Origin of the sequence: Paraburkholderia sp. LEh10 (assembly GCF_017814945.1) — a bacterium.
Classification (GTDB): domain Bacteria; phylum Pseudomonadota; class Gammaproteobacteria; order Burkholderiales; family Burkholderiaceae; genus Paraburkholderia.
In genome coordinates, this window is record NZ_JAGIPX010000018.1 from 114,020 (window position 1) to 134,269 (window position 20,250).

The following is a 20,250-nucleotide window of genomic DNA, read 5'->3' on the forward strand; positions in this document are numbered from 1 at the left end:
CGGCTTCGAGCTTTCTTCCATCACGACACCATGGCCGATACCGAAACGCCTCAAGTGATCCGCCGCGCCGACTATGCGCCGCCCGCCTTTCTCATCGATACCGTCGCGCTCGAGTTCGATCTCGTGCCGGAACGCACGGTCGTCAGGAATACGATGCGCATCCGCCGCAATCCCGACGCCGTGCGCGCCGCGCATCTCGAACTGATGGGCGAGCAACTGGAATTCGTCGAAGCTTCGCTCGACGGCAAGCCGTATGCCGACGTGCACGCGCACGAGCACGGCCTGAGCGTCGACAACGTGCCCGATTCGTTCGAGCTGACGGTGACGGGCATCTGCAATGCCGCAGCGAACACCACGCTGTCCGGGCTCTATGTGTCGAGCGGCAACTTCTTCACGCAATGCGAGGCGGAAGGCTTCCGGCGCATCACGTGGTTCCTCGACCGGCCCGACGTGATGGCCACCTACACGGTGACGATGCGCGCCGACAAGGCCGCGTACCCCGTGCTGCTGTCCAACGGCAATCTGCTCGAACAGGGCGACCTGCCCGACGGCCGCCACTTCGCGCGCTGGGAAGACCCGTTCAGGAAACCGAGCTATCTGTTTGCGCTGGTTGCGGGCAAGCTCGTCGCGCTGGAAGAGCGCGTGAAGACGGGTTCGGGCAAGGAGAAGCTGCTGCAGGTGTGGGTCGAGGCGCACGATCTCGACAAGACACGTCACGCGATGGACTCGCTGATCCACTCGATCCGCTGGGACGAAGCGCGTTTCGGACTCGAACTCGATCTAGACCGCTTCATGATCGTGGCCGTCAGCGACTTCAACATGGGCGCGATGGAAAACAAGGGCCTCAATATCTTCAACACGAAGTATGTGCTGGCCAATCCCGAGACCGCGACGGATACCGACTTCTCGAACATCGAGGCGGTTGTCGGACACGAGTACTTCCACAACTGGACGGGCAATCGCGTCACATGCCGCGACTGGTTCCAGTTGAGTCTGAAGGAAGGGCTGACGGTGTTCCGCGACCAGGAATTTTCCGCGGACATGGCGAGCGGCGGCAGTTCGGGCGAGGACCAGGCGGCACGCGCGACCAAGCGTATCGAAGACGTGCGCGTGCTGCGCCAGATGCAGTTCGCCGAAGACGCAGGCCCGATGGCGCATCCCGTTCGCCCGGAGAGCTACGTCGAGATCAACAACTTCTACACGATGACCGTCTATGAGAAAGGCTCGGAAGTCGTGCGGATGTATCAGACGCTATTCGGACGTGACGGCTTCCGTCGCGGGATGGACCTGTACTTCAAGCGCCACGACGGCCAGGCCGTGACCTGCGACGACTTCCGCAACGCGATGGCCGATGCCAACGGCCGCGACCTCGCCCAGTTCGAGCGCTGGTACAGCCAGGCGGGCACGCCGCGCATCACGGTCGAAACGGGCTACGACAGCGCACGCAAGCGCTACACCGTGAAGCTCACGCAAGGCTATGGCGACGGCTCGGCCGCCGCGCGCGAAACGCAAAAAGGCCCGCTGCTGATTCCGTTCGCGATCGGCCTGATCGGCGCCGACGGCAACGATTTGCCGCTGCGTCTCGAAGGCGAAGCAGCGGCGTTTGCGCACACCACGCGCGTGCTCGAATTCACGGAGACCGAGCAGACGTTCACGTTCGTCGATGTCGCCGAGAAACCGCTGCCGTCACTGCTGCGTAATTTTTCGGCGCCCGTCGTCGTCGAATACGACTATACGGCGGACGAACTCGCGTTCCTGCTCGCGCACGACAGCGATCCGTTCAACCGCTGGGAAGCCGGCCAGCGGCTCGCCACGCGCGAACTGCTGACGCTCGCCGAGCGCGCGGCAACAGGTAAGACACTGGAGCTGGACGACACCGTCATTGCCGCGTTCGGGCGCGTGCTGAACGACGAGACGCTGTCGCCCGCGTTCCGCGAGCTCGCGCTGATGCTGCCGTCGGAGGCGTATCTCGCCGAGCAGATGGACGAATCCAATCCCGCCGCCGTGCACAGCGCGCGCCAGTTCGTGCGCAAGCGCCTCGCCTCGGCGCTCAAGGGCGACTGGCTCGCCATCTACGACCGACACCAGACGCCCGGCGCGTACGAGCCGACCCCCGAAGCGGGCGGCCATCGCTCGCTGAAGAATCTGGCGCTCGCGTATCTCGCCGAACTCGACGCCCCCGCCGATGCCGTGCGGCTCGCCAAAGCGCAGTACGACGCGGCGAACAACATGACGGACCGCGCGTCGGCGCTCTCCGCGTTGCTGACGGCGGCAGCGTCGAACGGCGGTGCGGCGGCTGCGGATGCGCTCGACGAGTTCTATCGCCGCTTCGAAAACGAGCCGCTCGTCATCGACAAGTGGTTCGCGCTGCAAGCGATGCAACGCGGCACGAAGCAGCGCCCCGTCATCGACATCGTGCGCAAGCTGATGGCGCATCCCGCGTTCACCCTGAAGAACCCGAACCGCGCGCGCTCGCTGATCTTCAGCTTCTGCTCGGCGAATCCGGCGCAGTTCCACGCGCAAGACGGCTCGGGCTACGCATTCTGGGCCGAGCAGGTGATCGCGCTCGACGCGCTCAATCCGCAGGTTGCCGCGCGCCTCGCGCGGGCGCTGGAACTGTGGCGGCGCTTCACGCCCGCGCTGCGCGAGCAGATGCGCGCGGCGCTCGAAAAGGTCGCGGGGCAGGCGAAATCGCGCGACGTGCGCGAGATCGTCGAGAAGGCATTGGCCTGATTCTCCTTTTCTGCTCGCAGTCGAAAGCCGGCATGCATGCCGGCTTTTTTTCGTCCGTTTCGCCTGATTCCGTCAGTTTGCCTTATGCCATTCGGACGACTGGTTTCGCCCGCTCATCGGGATCACACTCGACGTGTTCATTTACTGGTTTACGTTTAACATGACACGTTATATCATCCCCATGATCTCGACATTCGGCGACAAGGAAACGGCGCTGGTATTCAAAGGCAAGTTCGTGCAGTCACTGCCGCGCGAAGTACAACTTATTGCGCGCCGCAAGCTCTTGCTGATCGACGCCGCGAAATCCATCAAGGACATGTTCGCGCCGCCCGGCAACCGTCTGGAACTGCTTCAAGGCATGCGCAGCGGCCAATGGAGCATTCGTATCAACGCGCAATGGCGCATCTGCTTTCAGTACATCGACGGCGATGCGCTCAGTGTCGAGATCGTCGGCTATCACTGATTCACTTGGGAGACCTGTATGGTCGTCAAACGCTCAGAACTGGACAGCACCGACTTCTCCGACATTTCCACCGGCGAACGGATGCCCGAAACGACGCCAGGCGATATCCTGCGCAGCGAATTTCTGGAACCACTCGGCATGTCGGCCAATGCACTGTCGCTGGCGCTGCGCGTGCCGGCGCCGCGCATCAACGACATCGTGCGCGGCAAGCGCGCCATCTCGTCGGAAACGGCGTTGCGTCTGTCGCGCTATTTCGGCAACAGCGCCCATTTCTGGCTCAATCTTCAGATTGCGTACGACTTGCGTGTCGCCATCGCGGAGTCGGGCGCGCAGATCGAGCGCGAGATCGAGCCACTGCCGCCCTCGCGCCGGCCAAAGCATGCGCGGCTGTCGCGCGAGCAGATAAAAGCCGCCGAAGATGCCGATGCCGCCGGCCGCCGGGTCTCGGCGTCGCGTTGACGCAACGCGGCGGCGGCTTGCGCGAGCGCGGTCGCTCAGGCCGGCGCGGCATTGCGCGGCGCCGGCGGCTTGCGGCAAGCTGACGGGGATTTTTTTAGTCACGGAACCCGAACATCGAAAGGTTAAAATCGGGATATTCCCAAGCCTCTCCGGAGTACAGCAATGTCTTTGCAACGTCGTACCACTCTCACCAAGTATCTGATCGAGCAGCAGCGCGAGCACAACAATCTGCCTGCCGATCTGCGTCTGTTGATCGAAGTCGTCGCGCGTGCGTGCAAGGCCATCAGCTACCACGTCAGCAAGGGCGCGCTCGGCGATGCGCTCGGCTCGGCCGGCAGCGAGAACGTTCAGGGCGAAGTTCAGAAGAAGCTCGACATCCTGTCGAACGAAATCCTGCTCGAAGCCAATGAATGGGGCGGCAATCTGGCGGGCATGGCATCGGAGGAAATGGAACAGTTCTTCCCGATTCCCGTGAACTATCCGCGGGGCGAATACCTGCTCGTGTTCGATCCCCTCGATGGCTCTTCGAACATCGACGTCAACGTATCGATCGGCACGATCTTCTCGGTGCTGCGTTGCCCCGACGGCCAGCAGCCGACTGAGCAATCGTTCCTGCAAAAGGGCACGCAGCAGGTCGCCGCAGGCTATGCCGTGTACGGCCCGCAGACGGTGCTCGTGCTGACGACGGGCAACGGCGTCAACTGCTTCACGCTCGACCGCGAGCTGGGTTCATGGGTGCTCACGCAAAGCGATATGCGCATCCCCGTCGAGACGCGCGAGTACGCAATCAACGCGTCGAACCAGCGTCACTGGTACGAGCCCGTCCAGCAGTACATCGGCGAACTCAACGCGGGCAAGGACGGCCCGCGCCAGACCGACTTCAATATGCGCTGGATCGCTTCGATGGTCGCCGACGTGCATCGCATCCTGAGCCGTGGCGGCATCTTCATGTATCCCGCTGACAAGCGCGATCCATCGAAGCCCGGCAAGCTGCGCCTCATGTACGAAGCGAACCCGATGTCGTTCATCGTCGAGCAGGCAGGGGGCGCCGCGACCAATGGCGAGAAGCGCATTCTCGACATCCAGCCGAAGAGCCTGCATGAGCGCGTCGCCGTGTTCCTCGGCTCGAAGAACGAGGTCGATCGCGTGACTCGCTATCACCTCGAAAAGAAAAGTTAAGAAAGTACTTGTCAGCCGCTAAGAGCCACTCTATAATCTTTCTTCTTCGTTGCTGACGAACAAAAACGAACGCAACGACTGAGAGCCGGAATAGCTCAGACGGTAGAGCAGCGCATTCGTAATGCGAAGGTCGGGGGTTCGATTCCTCTTTCCGGCACCAGCGGATTCAATCAAAAAGCCCAGTCCCCGTGACTGGGCTTTTTGATTTCTACGATGGCCTTTTGCTGCGCTCAGCTCTTTTGCTGCGCTCAACTCACGCCAGCACCGACCTCGCGATCACGGTCCGCTGAATCTCCGACGAGCCCTCGTAGATCCGCAAGATCCGCGCGTCACGCACCAGCCGCTCCAACGGCATGTCGCGCGTGAAGCCATAGCCGCCGTGCATCTGCAGCGCGGCATCGGTGACGAATGCAACCATCTCCGACGCGTAAAGCTTGGCCATCGACGCATCCTGCGTGAACGGGACACCCGCCGCACGCTTCGCGGCCGCCTGCAGCGTCAGCAGCCATGCTGCTTCAAGCCGCGTCTTCATATCGGCGATCATCCATTGCAAGCCTTGCTTGTTCGACAGGGGGTCGCCGCCAACCTGCCGCGCCTTCAGCCAATCGACAGCGGCCGAGAGCGCCGCTTCCGCAATTCCGATACTCGTTGCGGCGACATCGAGCCGGCTGTTGTCGAGCACTTTCATCGCCGTGCGAAAGCCGCTGCCTTCCTGGCCCAACCGGTTTGCAGCCGGAACGAAGCAGTCGAGCGCCACTTCATGCGCGGGCGCGCCGCGAATGCCCATCAATTTTTCAGCGGGCGCCACGTCGATACCCGGCGTTCGCCCGTCGATCACGAACGCGCTGATCCCGCGCGCGCCGGCACCGGGACCGGTCTTCGCGTACACGACGATGAAGCCCGCCGCTTCCGCGTTCGAAATAAAGTGCTTGACGCCCTTGATCCGATAGCCGTCGCCGTCACGCGTCGCTCGCGTCGCCATGTCGGCGGGGTTGGAGCCGGCGCGCGGTTCCGTCAGCGCGAACGCGCCGAGCTTGCGCCCGCAGGCCGCATCGGGCAGATAGCGCTCGCGCAAAGCATCGTCGCCGCCTATCAGGATCGAATCGGTCGCGAGATAGTGCGCGCCGACCATCGATGAAGTCGATGCGCACGCCTTCGCGATCTCCACCAGCGCGAGAACAATCGCCACCGGCGACGCCTCCACCCCGCCCCAACGCTCCGGCACGTTCATGCCCATCACGCCGAGTTCGGCGAGCGATGCGACATAGCGCGTCGTCGAAAGCTCTTCGCGGTCGACTTGCGCAGCGCGCGGCGCGAGTTCGCTTTGCGCGAAACGCGCGATGGCGTCGGCGATCTCAATGTCGTTGTTTTCGATACCCAGCCGCTTATGCATGATGGCGCTCCTTACGAACGGCGTCGTTTGCATTCGCTGCGCAACCGCCGAACGCGCCGCGAGCGCGCAACGACGCAATGTCATCCGCGTCGTAGCCGAGTTGCTGTAGCAGCGCGTCGGCATGCTCGCCGAGCGCCGGCGCAGGCGACACGCGATTCGCCGCATACGCGGAGAACTTCACCGGCTGCGAGGGCAGACGCGCGGCAAACCTGCCCTCTCGCCGGACCTCCGTCAGCACGGCGCGATGCGCGGCGTGCTCGCTGTCCAGCGCCTGCTGGAGATTGCGGATCGGCGCAACGGGGATGCCCGCCGCGCCGAGAACGCGATTGACTTCATCAACGGTGTGCGGCGACGACCATGCCTCGATCGCCGCGCGCAATTCGGCTTCATGGCGGCAACGCGACGCATCGCTGGCAAAGCGCGGGTCGTCGGCGAGATGCGGCGCGCCGATTGCATGCGCGAACGTAGCGAACAGCTTATTGTTCAGCACGGCGACGACATAGAAGCCGTCAGCGGCGCGAAACGCACTGAACGGCGCCGACGACGGATGCCGGTTCCCCACGCGGCGCGGCGCGATTCCTGTTGCGGCATAACGCGCGACGAGCGTTGCGCTCAGTCCGAGTGTGGCGTCGAACATCGATACGTCGACATGCGTGCCCTTGCCGCTCTTCTCGCGCGCAAGGAGCGCGGCGAGCACGCCCCACGACGCAAACAGGCCGCTGACGACGTCGGACACGGATTCGCCGATCATCGTCGGCGGCCCATCGGGCGAGCCCGTTGCATCCATCAGCCCGCACATCGCCTGCAGGATGATGTCGTATGCGGGCCGATGCGACTCGGGTCCCGTCTGGCCGAAACCCGACACGCTCGCATACACGACAGACGGATTGAGCGCGCTCAGCGCCGCGTAGCCGATGCCCAGCTTGTCCGCAACGCCCGGCCGGAAATTCTCGACGACGACATCGGCGTCGGCGCACAACGCGAGCGCCAGTTCGCGCCCCGCGCCCGTCTTCAGATCGAGCACGATGCCGCGCTTGTTGCGGTTCATCGCAGCAAAGAGCGCGCTCTCGCCATCCGCGGAAAATGGTCCGACCGCGCGATAGTCGTCGCCCGCGGGCGGCTCGATCTTGATCACATCGGCGCCCAGATCGCTGAGCAGCGCGGCGCAATAGGGACCCGCCAGCACGCGCGAGAAATCGATCACGCGTATGCCTTCGAGCGGTAGATTCGAACGTGGCATCGAACGCTCCTTTCGACAGATCTTCGATGCATCGATTCTCGGCCGCGACCGCCTATCAAGTAAAATATGGAATTGCATTAACACCTATAGGTTTTTCCAATGCGTGTCTCGTTGCGGCTCCTGCGTTATTTCACGGCGACGGCGGAAATGGGCAGCACGACGGCCGCCGCAAAAATACTGAACGTGTCGCAGCCATCGATCTCGGTTGCCATCCGCGAACTCGAATCGCTGTTCGACGACACGTTGTTCGCCCGCGAATCGGGCGCGAAGATGACCTTGACGCGGTTCGGCGTGCGCAAGCTGGCAGAAGCGCAGCAACTGTTGACCGCGGCCTCATCGTTTGAAGCCGATGACAGCGGCAATGCCGCATCTGGCGAAGTGCAGATCGGCGTATTCAGCACGATCGCACCCGTCTATCTCCCCGTGTTGCTGCGCATTGCGCGCACACGTTTTCCCGAACTGTCGATACGTTTCGTCGAAGGCGATCTGCTGCAACTCGAAGACGCGTTGCGCAGCAGCCGCATCGAGCTCGCGCTGATGTACGACGTCGGCCTGCCTGCCGACATCGAACGCGAATGTCTCGCGCAATTGCGGCCTTATGCGCTCGTGCCCGCTGCATCGAAGCTCGCAAAGAAGGCGGGCAAGCTGTCGCTGCACGTTCTCGCCAAAGAGCCGCTGATCCTGATCGATCTGCCGCACAGCCGCGAGTTTCTGATGGCGCCGTTCTGGCAGTGCGGGCTTGCGCCTGAAGTGCGTTATCGCGCGACCTCGCTGGAACTCGTGCGCAGCATGGTGGCGAACGGCTTAGGCGTATCGTTGCTGATTACGCAGGGCGAGCCGGCCGGATCGGCGGCGGGCGCGATCGAACGGCCCATTCGTGAAGAGACCATCCGGCAGCCGCTCGTGATCGCGCGGCCCGCTCGCGCGTCGCGCACGAACGCATCGGAACTCGTCGCGCAGTGCGTGCGCGACGCCGTCAACGAAGCGATGACAAGACGCGCAGGCCATCCGCGCCGAAGCGCGACGCGCCAGAGCTGACACAACGCCAGCCGCGCATTCAACGCAATGTCGACGTGGAGAGCAAGCCGGCGGCGTCGACGGGGCCGTCGTCGTGCCGGCGCCGGCGCGGGCGGCATCCGGCCAGCCGTTGACCCCGCAGCGTCCAAGCCGAGCGATGGCGCGCTAGCGACGCCACGCGTCGAGCGCGGCGGGCTGCAACAGTCCACTCGACGCCTGACGCGCGCCACGTGCATCGATCAGCAGCGTGCGCGGCATCTCGCCGCGCCAGTCCGGATCGAGCGCGCGGCGCAGTTTTTCCGGGATCGGCTCGGCGTTTGCATAAAGCGCCGGCTGCGAAGACAGCGGCAGCGACGCGAGCACTTGCGACAGCGCGGCGGAGTTGTCGTCGATGGAGTCCATCGCGATCATCGTCAGCCGCACATCGCGATGCTTGTTCTGCCATTCGACAATGCGCGCCGTGTTCTCCCGGCAATAGCTGCAATCGAGCGACCAGATTTCGACGATCTGCGGCCTGCCTCGCGATGCGGCAAGCACGGCCTCCACTTCCGACGCGCGCAGCGGCCTGAGTTCGGCGGCCTGCGCGGTGGCGGCGATCAGCAACGCCACGAGCGCCATCGAGATTCGCTTCATCTACTTCTCCTCGTCGGCGCGCACGAGCATGTAGCCGTCGTTCTGCGTGCGCCATGACAGATAGACGCGGCCGGCGTCGTTCAGCAACTGCGGATTGTCGCTGCCACCCGCCGTCTGCGCGAGCATGCGGGGCGCGCTCCAGTGCGCGCCTGCATCGTCGGAGTGGCGCAGCATCAGGCGCATCGTGTCGCCGTCGAAGTCCTTCCATGCGAGCCAGAGCGTTTTGCCTTGCGCGATCAGCGCCGCGTGCGACGCCTGCCCGTCCGCCTTGCCCGTATCGCCGAACGCCCAAGGCTCGCCGATGGGCTTGCCGTTTGCGCCGAGCCGCGAGTAGTAGACATCGGCGCGTCCGTTGACGACGCTGAACCACGCCATGTGCCGCACGCCGTCCGGCGTGATCGCGAGCGCCGGGCCGTGTTCGGGGCACGCTTCCATATGCCAGCCGGAGAACGTCGCGCGGATCGGCTCGACGGATTGCCGCACGCCGGCGGGCAGCACCGCGAGCGCATGATCGCGGATCTGCCCTTCGAACACATTGCGCCACATGGCCTGCACATGTCCTTGCTGGTCGAGCGCCAGCGCGATCCGGCAGCACTCGCATGTGTGGTCGGCGACCTTGCGCTCCGGCTGGAACGACTGCCCGCCGTCCGACGAAACCGCGTAGTAGACGGCCGCGCCGTCGTACGGCTTGCCGGCCTTCTTCGCCGCCGCCAGATCGCGCTTGTCGATCCACGTGACGAAGAGGCGCCCGTCGCCATCGACGATCAGCGAATCGAAGCGGTGCGTAATCGGCTGACGGTCGCCGTGGACGGTCGCGGGCACGCTCCACGTCGCGCCGCCGTCGTTCGAGCGCGAGAAGCGGACCATGCCCGTGTACGGCGCGTCGAGCGGCATCGACCACGTGACGTAAATCGTCTTTGCGTCCGGACTCGCGGCGATCTTCGGGCGATTTTCGGCGCTCGTGTAGATCGGCTCGGGCATCGCATTGACGGTGACGGGCGGCGACAGCGTGCGGCCTTTGTCGTCGGAATGCGCAACGACGACATGCTGCCCTTCGACCCACGCAACCCACAGCCGATGCGTCGAATCGAACGCGGCGCCTGTCGCGAGCGGCGTCTTACCGGACTTCGCCGCGCCGCCGGCCGCGCTCGCGGCCATGCCGCCCGTCATGTCCATCTGCATGCCGTGCGCCGCATGCGGATCGTTCGATGCGTCATGAGCCATCAGCGGCTGCGCCAGCGACAAGCCAGCGGCGACCAGCGCCGTCCATTTTTTTAAAGCATCCATTTGAGTTCTCCGTAGAACGTGCGGCCCGGGTACGGGTGGAAGACGTAGTAGCGGCGGTCCGTCAGATTGTCGATGCCGACGGACGCGAGCCAGTGCTTGCCGGCCTGATAGCGCGCCTTCATATCGACGACGAAAAACGAACTCGTGCCGCCATAGACGTCGGGATTGATGTCGCTGTTGTCGAGCGTGTTGTACTGACGGCCGGAATAACGCATTCCCACGCTGCCCTGCCACTGCTGGTTGAAGTGGTAGCTCGCGAGCAGATTGGCGCGCATGACGGGAATGCGCGGGAAGCGCTTGCCGACATACGACGGGTTCGCCGAGTCGGCCAGAATGCGCGCGTTGGTCGCTGACACGTTCGCGTCGAGGTCGAGCCCGTGCAGCAGCACGTTCTGCCCCGAGAACGCCAGCTCGACGCCGCGCACGCGCACGCGATCGACATTCGAGATGTTCGTGACCGTGGTCGCGCCGTTGACGGTCGTCTGGTTGTAGATGGAATCGCGCAGGTCGCTCTGGAACACGCTCGCCCGCACGACGCCCACGCCGACGTCCCGCTCCGCCGTGAAGTCCCAGTCGATCGCCTTTTCCGGACGCAAGCCCGGATTGTTGTTGACGATCGCGTTGTTCGAGATCGTCCCCTGGAACAGCTCGGCGACGCTCGGAAAGCGCGTGCCCGTCGCGAACGACACGCGGAACAGCCACTCTTGCGTCGCCTGCCATTGCACCGACGCTTTCGGCGAAAGTGCGTTTGCGCTACGGTCCGCGTAGCCGAGCGTCGTGGAGCCGTTGCCGAGCGCGCCGTCGTACGCGTCCCAGCGCTCGTAGCGCAGACCGAGCGTCGCGAGCCAGCCGGGCGCGAAGCGCCACGCGTCCTGGCCGTACAGCGCCTGGACACGGGTATCGCCGCGATACGTGCTGGCGAGCGACGACGGCGACCCGTTCTGCCAGTCGGGCGTGTTGTAGGTCTCGTTGCGCAGGAAGTAGTTGTCGAAGTGATAACCGACGGTGAGCGCATGGCCCGCATACGATGGCGACTCCGCTTTCAGGTCGAACGTGCGCCAGCCGGTGCCGTCGCCATAGAAGATCGTGCCGGGACCGCCGCCATAGGCGGCGGGCGGCGCCGTCTTCGACGAGCGCAGCAGGTCGCGCGAAACGTCATAACCCGACGCGATGCCTGACAGCTTCCAGCCCGAGTCGAGCCGCGCGTTCAGGCTGAACGCATAGAGCCAGTTCTCCTGGTCGCCGTTGGCGGGCGAAAAGGCCGTCGGCGCAATTGAGTAGTTCTTGCCACCGATCGTCACGTTGCCCGCGTAGACGGGATTGCCCGCCGCATCCGTCAAAAAGGTCTGCGCGCGGTCCTTGTAGTGGTTTTCCCAATGGCCGAGTGTGAGCGTCGCGTCGAGATGGTCGGTGAGCGCGTAGCCCATGCGCACGGACTCGTTGATCTGCTCGGTGCGCTCCATCATCTGCGGACCGACGATCACGCGCGGCTGGCCGTTCGGGCCGATGTCAGTGGCCGCGCCCGTCACGGCGACGGGCGCGCCGAGCTTCGGGTTGTACGTGCTGTTCGGGCTCGCATACTGCAGCGGCTGGCTGTTGTTCTCGAGACGGTCGAGCGTCAGCGAATACCAGAATCGGCCGATGCGATCGGCGATATGCGCTGTCTCGTGATTGCCGCCGAAATTCTTCGTGAAGCCATACGGGTCGTCGTAGTGCTGCGTGAAGAGCTGCGTATCCAGCGACGCTTCCAGCTTGACCGGCTTGCGTGTCGTGATCTGCACCGTCGAGCCGATCGAATTGCCCGGATACAGCGCCGAAAACGGGCCGTAGAGCACCTCGACCTGCGCGACGTCGTCGGGCGCGATCAGCGACCAGCGCGGCGGATACGCATAGCTCGATCCCAGCAGGTTCGACAGCAGGAGGCCGTCGGCATAGACGAGGCCGCGCGCGCTCTGCAGTTCGTTGAAGTCGCGGCCGGCGAACACTGAGTTGCGGTCACCCGTGAAGCGCTTTCGCACCATGACGTTCGGCGCGTACTTGAGCGCGTCTTCCGTGTTGACGATGTTGTGCGCGTCGATCTGCTCGCGCGTGAGGGTTTCGACGACGCCGGGCGTGTCGGGCGCGAACGCGGGCGCGGCGCGCGTGGCCGTCACCTTGACGGCCTGCAACGTGTCGCGCGATTCCGTCAACGAATTCGCGGAACCGTTCGTTACAGAAGAATGGGAGACCGAAGCATCGGATGCGGGCGGGTCGACAGCGGCACGATTGGTCGTACTTTCATCGGCCCATGCGGGATGAACGGCGAACACTGCCGCGCACGCGAGCCAAAGGGGCGTGCGCGCGGACAGCGCAGCGGAAACGATGCGCATGAAAATTCCTGAAACGTGATCGAAGACGCCGCGCCGCTGCATTGACGCGAGCCGCGCGCGGCATGACAAATGCAGCGCACATATGCGACACAAGGCTCGGAGCAATGGCATGCACGGCGGCTCGCCGCTGCTACGTCTTTATGACGTCAGGCGCAAGCGGACGAGCTGGCACAAAGAACTTCAGATCGACGTGACGGGAGGAGCGCGAGGTTGTGCGACGCGTACGCTGCGGCGCACAAAAATGACCTCGGGTTCGATGATCCGCGCATAGGCAAGCACGCGGACGGGAGCCGGAACGAACGGGACGCTGGCACCGAGCGCGAAGTTGGCGGCGAAGCCCGGGCAGTAGACGCAGTGGGGAACGGCGACGTGCGGCTTAGGCGTGCTGTCGGGCGAGCCATCGAGATCGATGACGACATTTTGCGCACCAGCCGAGTGACACAGTTCGACGGAAAGCGGGCTTTGGCCACCCGAAACACGCGCGTAGCCGATGACGGGCGACAGTACGTTGAGTACCAGCGCCAGCCATACGAGGCCGATCCAGCGTGTTGAACGTGTCATCGCTACCTGAAAAAGTGAGCGCGCAGTATAGCAAGCGGCGGCGAGACAGTGTTTAGATGTACTGCAATACAGCAATCGTTAAATTCTAAACAAGGCGCTTCAATCCCTGGGACCGTGTGCCGTTAAAGCAACAGGAAGGGGGCCAAAACATCGGCTGTGTGCGGCAGCGCTGGTCCGCCGCAATCGCCGAGGGACATAATGAATTCGTAAAGGAGAAAACATCATGGATACCAAGCCGCCGAAGATTCCGACCCCCGACAAGGTGTCTTGCCCGGATCCGGAACCAGCAGGCGTTGAATTCCTCGGTGCTGAACTGCCCGAGCACGTGCGCGCATTCTTCGACGAACAACGCAAGTCGCGCGATTCGAAATAACCGTGGGTGTGTGCATTGCAGCAACGGGGGATCGCGCAGCGGAGCATGCGCGCAATGTCGATGCGCCTCTGCGCGCAATGGATAGCAATGCGCGGAATCCGCGTGCGCCGATGGTTTCGCTCGATTCGCCGCCGGTTTCGGTCTGCTGAGCGCTGTCTGTCCACGAGGCGTCGCGTTGCGTGCGCACGTCCGCGCTGGCGAGGCTTGATCGCGCTGTTCTGCTACGCCCGTTAGCGATGTCGTGCGGGTGTCGTGGACGTCCGTGACGCATTCGCCGCGCGCTTCGTCTATTCTTCAGGCTTTTCCTCTTCTTCCGCGCAACCGCGCTGCCTCAAGTCAATGACCCGTACCCATCTAATCGGCGCGCTTGTCGCGATCGTGCTCTCTTCCGTGCTTGCTCTCGCGCCGACCTCGTCCCGCGCCGATGGCGACGACACCGCGCTGACCAACCTGATTGCGCTGGTCTCGCAGCGCCTGTCGCTAGCCGAGCCAGTCGCGCGGTACAAGTGGACGCATCACCAGCCGATCACCGATACGCCGCGCGAGCAGGCACTACTCACCGACGTCGGAAACCGCGCGGCAAAAGCAGGGGTCGACCCCGTATTCGCGCGTGCATTCTTCCAAGACCAGATCGATGCGAGCAAGGAAGTCCAGAACGCGCTGTTCGATACGTGGCGGGCAACGCGGCCTCCCGAGGGCGCGGCGCCCGATCTCGCGACCAGCTTGCGGCCGCAACTGGACAAGCTGACGCAATCGCTGATCGCGGCGCTCGCGCGCGTTCAGACGTTGCGCGCGCAGGATGATTGCCCGACGCGCGTCGCGCGCGGCCTCGACAACTGGAAGTCGCTCACACGCTATGACAACACGCGCAATGCCGCGCTGACGCAGGCGCTCGGGCATGTATGCGAAGCGGGTGGCGTAGGGGCGACGGGCTAAGCTGCTGGCGAGTTGGACCCGATCGAGCCCAGCTCAAGCTCTGTCAAGCTGCGTCGGCGGATGCCGCTGCAACGGCACGCGGATCGGACTCAGCGGGCGCCCGGCCGAGCGTCAAGACACGCAGACCGCGCGCAAGGTGCGACTGGAGGATGCGCCACGTCGACAGCTCGAACAGGCCTTGCGTGCCCGGCGTGAGCAGCCCCGACGCCTCGGCTAGAGAAGGCGCATGTCCAAGGTAGCGCCACCTGTCGACGACGTGAAACACGTGCGCGCCTTCCGACGCGTCCCGCTCCTCGAACGCGATTGCGCCTTCGTAGGGCCACGGCGCATCGACGGGGTCGGCGCGCCCGACGCGCGGCACGCGGTTATGCGGCGGCCGCAGCGTCGCGATCCATTGCGCTTCCGTGAGCAACGCGCCGATTTCGCCGCCCGTCGCGCGCCACTCGACCCGGCGCACCTGCTGCGCGAGCCTCAACTCCTTCGACGAACGTCGCTCGCCCGTCAGATGGGTGCGCAGCCGCTGACGTACGCGCACGCTGCGGCCCACGTACAACGGCGCGTCGCCCTCACCGTAGAACACATACACGCCACAGCCGGCAGGTGCCGTATCGATCAGGTCCTCCGTGATATCGCCCGCGAGCCGGAAGCGCCGCATCGTCTTGTCGATCTGCGCGCGCAGCACGTCGACGGGTATGAGGCCGTGCAGCCGCTGCCAGAACTGCCAGAGCAGATCAGCGTCGGCGAGCGCGCGGTGGCGATCCGACGGCACAAGCGCATGCCGCTCGACGAGCGCATCGAGACCGTGGCGCTTCTCGGTCGGAAACAGCGCGCGCGACAGGCGCACGGTACACAACATGTCTGGATTAAAGGCAAAGCCCGCGCGCTGGAACTCGCTGCGCAAGAATCCGCGGTCGAAGCTGGCGTTGTGCGCAATAAACAGCTTGCCGTCGAGACGCGCGAACAGGTCGGCGGCGATCGACTCGAAGGCGGGCGCGCCGCGCACCATGTCGTCGGTGATGCCCGTCAACTGCTGGATGAACGGTGGAATGGGCTGCCCGGGGTCGACCAGCGTGGTCCAGGTGGACGAGCCGTGCGGCCCGACTTCGACGACGCCAATTTCGGTAATCCGATGATCGTTGAGCGAGCCGCCCGTGGTTTCGAGGTCGACAAAAACGATCGGCACATCGAGGGCCGGCTCAGACAGAAACGAATCGGACATAAGAAAAAACGGTGCGGTGCATGACTTTGCACGAGTATGCCCTATCGGCGGCCGCGCTGGCGTGGCTGTTTCGCCCGATCGCCATTTTTTACGCGTCCGCTCGGGGCCGGCGCGCCGACAAAGCATTTTACTGCGCGGAGTCGTAAGCAAATCATCAATCGGTGATTACCCGGGAAACAAGTCGTTAGCTCATCATGCGATTAACACGGCGGACGCGGATAAAAACGCTTCAGTCCGCAACATCGGCCTGAAACGGCGAGTCTACTTATTGATATGCACGCCGCCAACAAAAAACCCCCGCTTAGCGAGGGTTTATCCCAAGTGCCAACAGCTCTTTGACGCATTAAAGAGGCTGAATGTTTGCAGCCTGCCGGCCCTTCGGACCTGCCTTGACGTCGAACGACACGCGCTGGTTCTCCTTCAGCGACTTGAAGCCTTCCGCGCGGATTTCCGAGAAATGCGCGAAGAGATCCTCGCCGCCCGTGTCGGACGTGATGAAGCCGTAGCCCTTAGCATCGTTAAACCATTTGACGATACCGGTTTCCATATTCCACTTTCCTCAATTTGATAAATCAATGCCAATAATGCCGATTACGATTAACTGTGCGAAAAACGAAATATATGCCGACGCACAATTGACGTCTCCCGCCATCGAAAATCCAGCAGGGCATTTATACGGGGAAGTGTATATGGGCGTCAAGCAGATTTAAATCACCGCATGAACACCGCGGTAAATCGCTCATGGGAGCGAGCGGCGAGTCGGTAATTACCTGGCGACTACAGAACGAAGTCGGTTCATATTGCCGACCGCAAAGGCAAAACCCAGCGCACGCGAGAAATTTTTTCCGCTGTAACAAATCGTGACTTTCGTAAGTGTTTTCACGAGTTGTTACGGTGAAGTCTCAATCGCAAGATTTCAGCTAGCAGTTTGCAATCGGAGAAATGTCATGTCGTTCGAGACGCTTCGTCGCATCGCCGCGCGTTTATTGCCCTCCACAAAGGAAGCGCCGGCCTCCGAGACATCGCCGCAACGCGCATCCACGCTGGACTTCGACCCGATGTGGCATGGCGATCACTGGCAGAACCTGCTGTCTTCCCCAATGGACGCGCGCCACTATGTCGTCGAAGATTGGAGCCTGACGCCGGGACTCGAATTCGCTCCCGTTGCTCAGGACGGAAAACGTCGATAAGCGAGTGCGGCGAGCAGGCAAAAAAAAAGCGCGACCTTGGAGAAAGTCGCGCCGACAAAGGTTTGGAGATCTTTTTCGTCAACGAAAAAGTCTGCTTCGGAAAGCAGAAATTTGAGTATAGCGCCTGATCCAAAAATGATTAGGCGTGACTGTCGCAATCTACTATTGCGGACTTGACAACAATCGCAGTTCCGCCATTTTTACGTTGTTCGTCGGCACCATTTCATGTCGTAATTGAACAACGCGAAAAGGTTGACACCCTCCTGCGGCATGACTCTATCGGCCTGAAACCCTTACTCGATAAGGCTTTCAGCCGTCACGCGTATAATTTCCCTTCCCGTAATACTTTATTGCGGATTTTGGAACGGCCATCCGGCAAGTCACGTCTCTACACTTTGCCTACCCGGAAACAAACGCACGCCGGTCACCGTGCGTTGTTCACGCGACCAGCGCCTCTCGCAGCGCACGCGTGAAGTTTCCTTCAAGCCTGGGTTTCCAAAAAACCCATCCTGTTCTCGGAGTTACAAAGATGAAAAAGACTCTCATGGTCGCGGCCCTCACGGGCGTATTTGCAACGGCTGCGCATGCGCAAAGCAGCGTCACGCTGTACGGCTTGATCGACGCCGGCATCACCTACACGAACAACCAGGCAACGGCCCCCGGTCAAGGTCACAGCAACGTTCAGATGACGAGCGGCTCGGTGAACGGCAGCCGTTTCGGCCTGCGCGGCGCTGAAGACCTCGGCGGCGGCCTGAAGGCAATCTTCACGTTGGAGAACGGCTTCGGCATCAATGACGGCACCCTGAAGCAAAACAGCCGTCTGTTCGGCCGTCAGGCATTCGTCGGTCTCGCAAGCGACCAGTTCGGCTCGGTGACTCTGGGTCGTCAATACGACAGCATGGTCGACTACGTCGGTCCGCTGTCGCTGACGGGCACGCAATACGGCGGCACGCAGTTCGCCCATCCGTTCGACAACGACAACCTGAACAACTCGTTCCGCGTCAACAACTCAGTCAAGTACCAGAGCGCGAACTACGCTGGCTTCAAGTTCGGCGCGTTGTACGGCTTCTCGAATCAGGCTGACGGCTTCTCGAACAACCGTGCATACAGCGCTGGCGCGTCGTATAGCTTCGCTGGCTTCAACGTCGCTGCCGCTTACCTGCAACTGAACAGCAACGGCGCGACGGGCACCTCGGCTGCGTTCAATACGGCAGGCGCACTCAACGGCGACAACACGTTCTTCGCTGGCCGCCAGCAGACGTGGGGCGCAGGCGCGAACTACTCGTTCGGCCCGGCAACCGTCGGTCTCGTGTACTCGCAGACGAACCTGTCGAACATGGCTGGCATCGGCCAGTCGGCTTCGGGCAACCAGGGTCTGACGAACCGCTTCGGCGGCGACAGCGGCCACTTCCAGAACTATGAAGCAAACGCACGCTACGCTCTGACGCCGGCTATCAGCATCGCTGGCTCGTACACGTACACGCGCGCAAGCCTGGCTGGCGAGCACCCGCACTGGAACCAGTTCAACCTGCAAACGGCATACGCGCTGTCCAAGCGTACCGACGTCTACCTGCAGGGCGAATATCAGCAAGTCAGCGAGAACTCACTCGTCAACGCCAACATCAATGGCCTGAACGCTTCGGCCAACGAGAAGCAGGTTGCTGTGACGGCTGGTCTGCGTCACCGCTTCTAAGCATCGAGCAGTACTCGCAGCATGAAAAAGGCGCCGCTTGCGGCGCCTTTTTTCGTCCTGGCTCCGGTTCGCGCCGTGTTCGCGAATCGACGTCTCCCCTCCCCACATGCATGCGCGCGAGCATCTGACGCTCTCTAAGCCTCTTCTTCCCGCGTCGGATAGATCACATCGAGCACGTCGATCGGCTGCTGCCCGGCGGGCGTGTGCAGCGTCACCTGATCGCCGACCTTCGCCTTCAGCAGCGCTCGCGCGATCGGCGAAATCCAGCTGACGTGCCCCAGGTCCAGATTGACCTCGTCGATGCCCACGATCTTCACCGTATGGGTTTCCCCATCTTCCGTTGCATATTCGACGGTTGCGCCGAAAAACACTTGATCCGTGCTTTCCTGCCGGCTGCTGTACACGACCTCGGCGAGATCGATGCGCTTGGTTAGAAAGCGGATGCGCCGGTCGATTTCGCGCAGCCGCCGTTTGCCATAGATATAGTCGCCGTTCTCCGAGCGGTCGCCGTTGGACGCCGCCCACGACACCAGCTTCACCACCTCCGGCCGCTCCTGGTCGATCAGGTGCAGCAGTTCATCGCGCAAACGCCGGTATCCGGCTGGCGTAATGTAGTTCTTCGCGCCCGCGGGCATCTCCGGTTGGGCGGCGTCGAGGTCGTCGTCGTTCTCGTCAGTCGATTCTTTGACAAAGGCTTTGTTCATGATGGTTCAGCATTGAAGCGGACATACGGTTTTTAAGCGTACATGATACGGCGGCTGTCACAAATTTCAGGGTACCCCTTCCCTTTTTCAGATACCTTGCTATAATCTCATTTCTGCGTGCGGCTGTAGCTCAGTTGGATAGAGTACTTGGCTACGAACCAAGGGGTCGTGGGTTCGAATCCTGCCAGCCGCGCCATCCATGAAGGGCCTTCCATCCGGAAGGCCCTTTGTCTTTTCGGGTCCTTTGCCTTTAGCCCCCTGTCCCGCTGAACGTCAGCGCGGCGCCGACTTGATATCACCAATCTCGCCATCCGGCTTCGGCAGCTCGTTCTCGATGCCCACAGGCGACTGTTCGCCTATCGGCGTCGCTTTCGTCCCAAACAGCGACTGAGGCTGACGCAGCACATCGTCGACGGCATCGCCGAACCGGCTCGTCACGAATGCCTTCAAAAGCGCGCTGCGCAGCGAATCGCCATGCGCCGACACCGTCCCGTGCCCGCCCTCGAACTCCGCGACGCAATGCGCGGCGCCATCGCGCGTGCGTTCGCGCACTTCGAGCCGCTGCGCGCGTTCGAGCACGACGGCCGCCGCCTCCCATGACGTCGATGGCGTGAAACGCCCATCCCACGGACGTCCGCGATCGTTGCCGCGAATCGAGACCACGCGGCCGCTATCGGTAAAGTGGATTTCACGCACGAAGTCGTGCAGGCTGCGGGCGACCCAGTAGTCGAGCGCCAACCCGGAAAGATCAGCTACGTTCATCGCTTTGTTCCTGTGGACAGGCGAGGCTCGCGGGCCATC

19 protein-coding genes and 2 tRNA genes are annotated in these 20,250 nt (G+C 62.9%); 11 read left to right on the forward strand and 10 right to left on the reverse strand.

The annotated features are described in order from the left end of the window. Positions 1 to 30: 30 nt before the first annotated feature. The 5 genes from pepN (at position 31) to J8I87_RS17335 (ending at position 4,994) form a co-directional block, all read left to right on the forward strand. Positions 31 to 2,733 carry an aminopeptidase N gene (pepN, locus tag J8I87_RS17315; protein ID WP_209932820.1) on the forward strand — a complete coding sequence of 901 codons (2,703 nt, stop codon included), beginning with the start codon at positions 31 to 33 and terminating at the stop codon, positions 2,731 to 2,733. 181 nt (positions 2,734 to 2,914) lie between these two features. Further along, positions 2,915 to 3,196, forward strand: a complete 282-nt coding sequence (locus J8I87_RS17320; protein WP_209932872.1) for a type II toxin-antitoxin system RelE/ParE family toxin — start codon at positions 2,915 to 2,917, stop codon at positions 3,194 to 3,196. 18 nt (positions 3,197 to 3,214) lie between these two features. Further along, a complete protein-coding gene (locus tag J8I87_RS17325) occupies positions 3,215 to 3,655 on the forward strand; it encodes a HigA family addiction module antitoxin (RefSeq protein WP_209932822.1) in 441 nt (146 codons plus the stop codon). A gap of 162 nt (positions 3,656 to 3,817) precedes the next feature. Next, complete coding sequence (locus J8I87_RS17330) at positions 3,818 to 4,834, forward strand: class 1 fructose-bisphosphatase (RefSeq protein ID WP_209932824.1); 1,017 nt, start codon at positions 3,818 to 3,820, stop codon at positions 4,832 to 4,834. 84 nt (positions 4,835 to 4,918) lie between these two features. After that, positions 4,919 to 4,994: transfer RNA gene (locus J8I87_RS17335), tRNA-Thr, on the forward strand. Between the two features lie 93 nt (positions 4,995 to 5,087). On the opposite strand, the gene J8I87_RS17340 is transcribed toward J8I87_RS17335, so the two are convergent. Together J8I87_RS17340 and J8I87_RS17345 are read right to left on the reverse strand one after the other, a co-directional pair. After that, positions 5,088 to 6,227: an acyl-CoA dehydrogenase family protein gene (locus J8I87_RS17340; protein ID WP_209932826.1), complete on the reverse strand. Its 1,140-nt coding sequence runs from the start codon at positions 6,225 to 6,227 to the stop codon at positions 5,088 to 5,090. Beyond that, positions 6,220 to 7,467, reverse strand: a complete 1,248-nt coding sequence (locus tag J8I87_RS17345) for a CaiB/BaiF CoA-transferase family protein (RefSeq protein ID WP_209932827.1) — start codon at positions 7,465 to 7,467, stop codon at positions 6,220 to 6,222. Before J8I87_RS17345 ends, J8I87_RS17340 begins: the two co-directional genes overlap by 8 nt. Positions 7,468 to 7,566: 99 nt before the next feature. Here J8I87_RS17345 and J8I87_RS17350 point away from each other — a divergent pair, with 99 nt between their 5' ends. Continuing rightward, complete coding sequence (locus J8I87_RS17350; RefSeq protein ID WP_209932828.1) at positions 7,567 to 8,505, forward strand: LysR family transcriptional regulator; 939 nt, start codon at positions 7,567 to 7,569, stop codon at positions 8,503 to 8,505. Between the two features lie 144 nt (positions 8,506 to 8,649). Here J8I87_RS17350 and J8I87_RS17355 read toward each other — a convergent pair whose 3' ends face one another. The 4 genes from J8I87_RS17355 to J8I87_RS17370 form a co-directional block, all read right to left on the reverse strand. Continuing rightward, complete coding sequence (locus tag J8I87_RS17355) at positions 8,650 to 9,117, reverse strand: TlpA disulfide reductase family protein (protein WP_209932830.1); 468 nt, start codon at positions 9,115 to 9,117, stop codon at positions 8,650 to 8,652. Continuing rightward, a complete protein-coding gene (locus J8I87_RS17360; protein ID WP_409518765.1) occupies positions 9,118 to 10,404 on the reverse strand; it encodes an exo-alpha-sialidase in 1,287 nt (428 codons plus the stop codon). After that, positions 10,392 to 12,773: a TonB-dependent receptor gene (locus J8I87_RS17365; protein WP_209932831.1), complete on the reverse strand. Its 2,382-nt coding sequence runs from the start codon at positions 12,771 to 12,773 to the stop codon at positions 10,392 to 10,394. Before J8I87_RS17365 ends, J8I87_RS17360 begins: the two co-directional genes overlap by 13 nt. A gap of 180 nt (positions 12,774 to 12,953) precedes the next feature. Beyond that, positions 12,954 to 13,334, reverse strand: a complete 381-nt coding sequence (locus tag J8I87_RS17370) for a DUF2946 domain-containing protein (RefSeq protein ID WP_209932833.1) — start codon at positions 13,332 to 13,334, stop codon at positions 12,954 to 12,956. A 223-nt stretch (positions 13,335 to 13,557) separates the two neighbouring features. Here J8I87_RS17370 and J8I87_RS17375 point away from each other — a divergent pair, with 223 nt between their 5' ends. Continuing rightward, positions 13,558 to 13,707, forward strand: a complete 150-nt coding sequence (locus J8I87_RS17375) for a hypothetical protein (RefSeq protein WP_209932835.1) — start codon at positions 13,558 to 13,560, stop codon at positions 13,705 to 13,707. Between the two features lie 339 nt (positions 13,708 to 14,046). Further along, positions 14,047 to 14,643, forward strand: a complete 597-nt coding sequence (locus J8I87_RS17380) for a chorismate mutase (protein ID WP_209932837.1) — start codon at positions 14,047 to 14,049, stop codon at positions 14,641 to 14,643. Positions 14,644 to 14,686: 43 nt separating this feature from the next. On the opposite strand, the gene J8I87_RS17385 is transcribed toward J8I87_RS17380, so the two are convergent. Together J8I87_RS17385 and J8I87_RS17390 are read right to left on the reverse strand one after the other, a co-directional pair. After that, the gene (locus tag J8I87_RS17385) at positions 14,687 to 15,862 is read right to left on the reverse strand and encodes an exonuclease domain-containing protein (RefSeq protein ID WP_209932838.1); all 1,176 of its coding nucleotides are present in this window, start codon (positions 15,860 to 15,862) and stop codon (positions 14,687 to 14,689) included. Positions 15,863 to 16,205: 343 nt separating this feature from the next. Next, complete coding sequence (locus J8I87_RS17390) at positions 16,206 to 16,409, reverse strand: cold-shock protein (RefSeq protein WP_054916786.1); 204 nt, start codon at positions 16,407 to 16,409, stop codon at positions 16,206 to 16,208. Between the two features lie 400 nt (positions 16,410 to 16,809). On the opposite strand from J8I87_RS17390, the gene J8I87_RS17395 reads away from it, so the two are divergent. Further along, the gene (locus tag J8I87_RS17395) at positions 16,810 to 17,052 is read left to right on the forward strand and encodes a hypothetical protein (RefSeq protein ID WP_209932839.1); all 243 of its coding nucleotides are present in this window, start codon (positions 16,810 to 16,812) and stop codon (positions 17,050 to 17,052) included. A 529-nt stretch (positions 17,053 to 17,581) separates the two neighbouring features. Beyond that, positions 17,582 to 18,745: a porin gene (locus J8I87_RS17400; protein ID WP_209932840.1), complete on the forward strand. Its 1,164-nt coding sequence runs from the start codon at positions 17,582 to 17,584 to the stop codon at positions 18,743 to 18,745. Between the two features lie 134 nt (positions 18,746 to 18,879). Here J8I87_RS17400 and greB read toward each other — a convergent pair whose 3' ends face one another. Beyond that, positions 18,880 to 19,449, reverse strand: a complete 570-nt coding sequence (greB, locus tag J8I87_RS17405; protein WP_209932842.1) for a transcription elongation factor GreB — start codon at positions 19,447 to 19,449, stop codon at positions 18,880 to 18,882. Positions 19,450 to 19,568: 119 nt separating this feature from the next. Here greB and J8I87_RS17410 point away from each other — a divergent pair. After that, positions 19,569 to 19,645, forward strand: a tRNA-Arg gene (locus J8I87_RS17410). A gap of 77 nt (positions 19,646 to 19,722) precedes the next feature. On the opposite strand, the gene J8I87_RS17415 is transcribed toward J8I87_RS17410, so the two are convergent. Beyond that, on the reverse strand, positions 19,723 to 20,211 hold the full coding sequence (locus J8I87_RS17415; RefSeq protein WP_209932843.1) for a phage protein NinX family protein: 489 nt from the start codon (positions 20,209 to 20,211) through the stop codon (positions 19,723 to 19,725). Positions 20,212 to 20,250 lie beyond the last annotated feature (39 nt).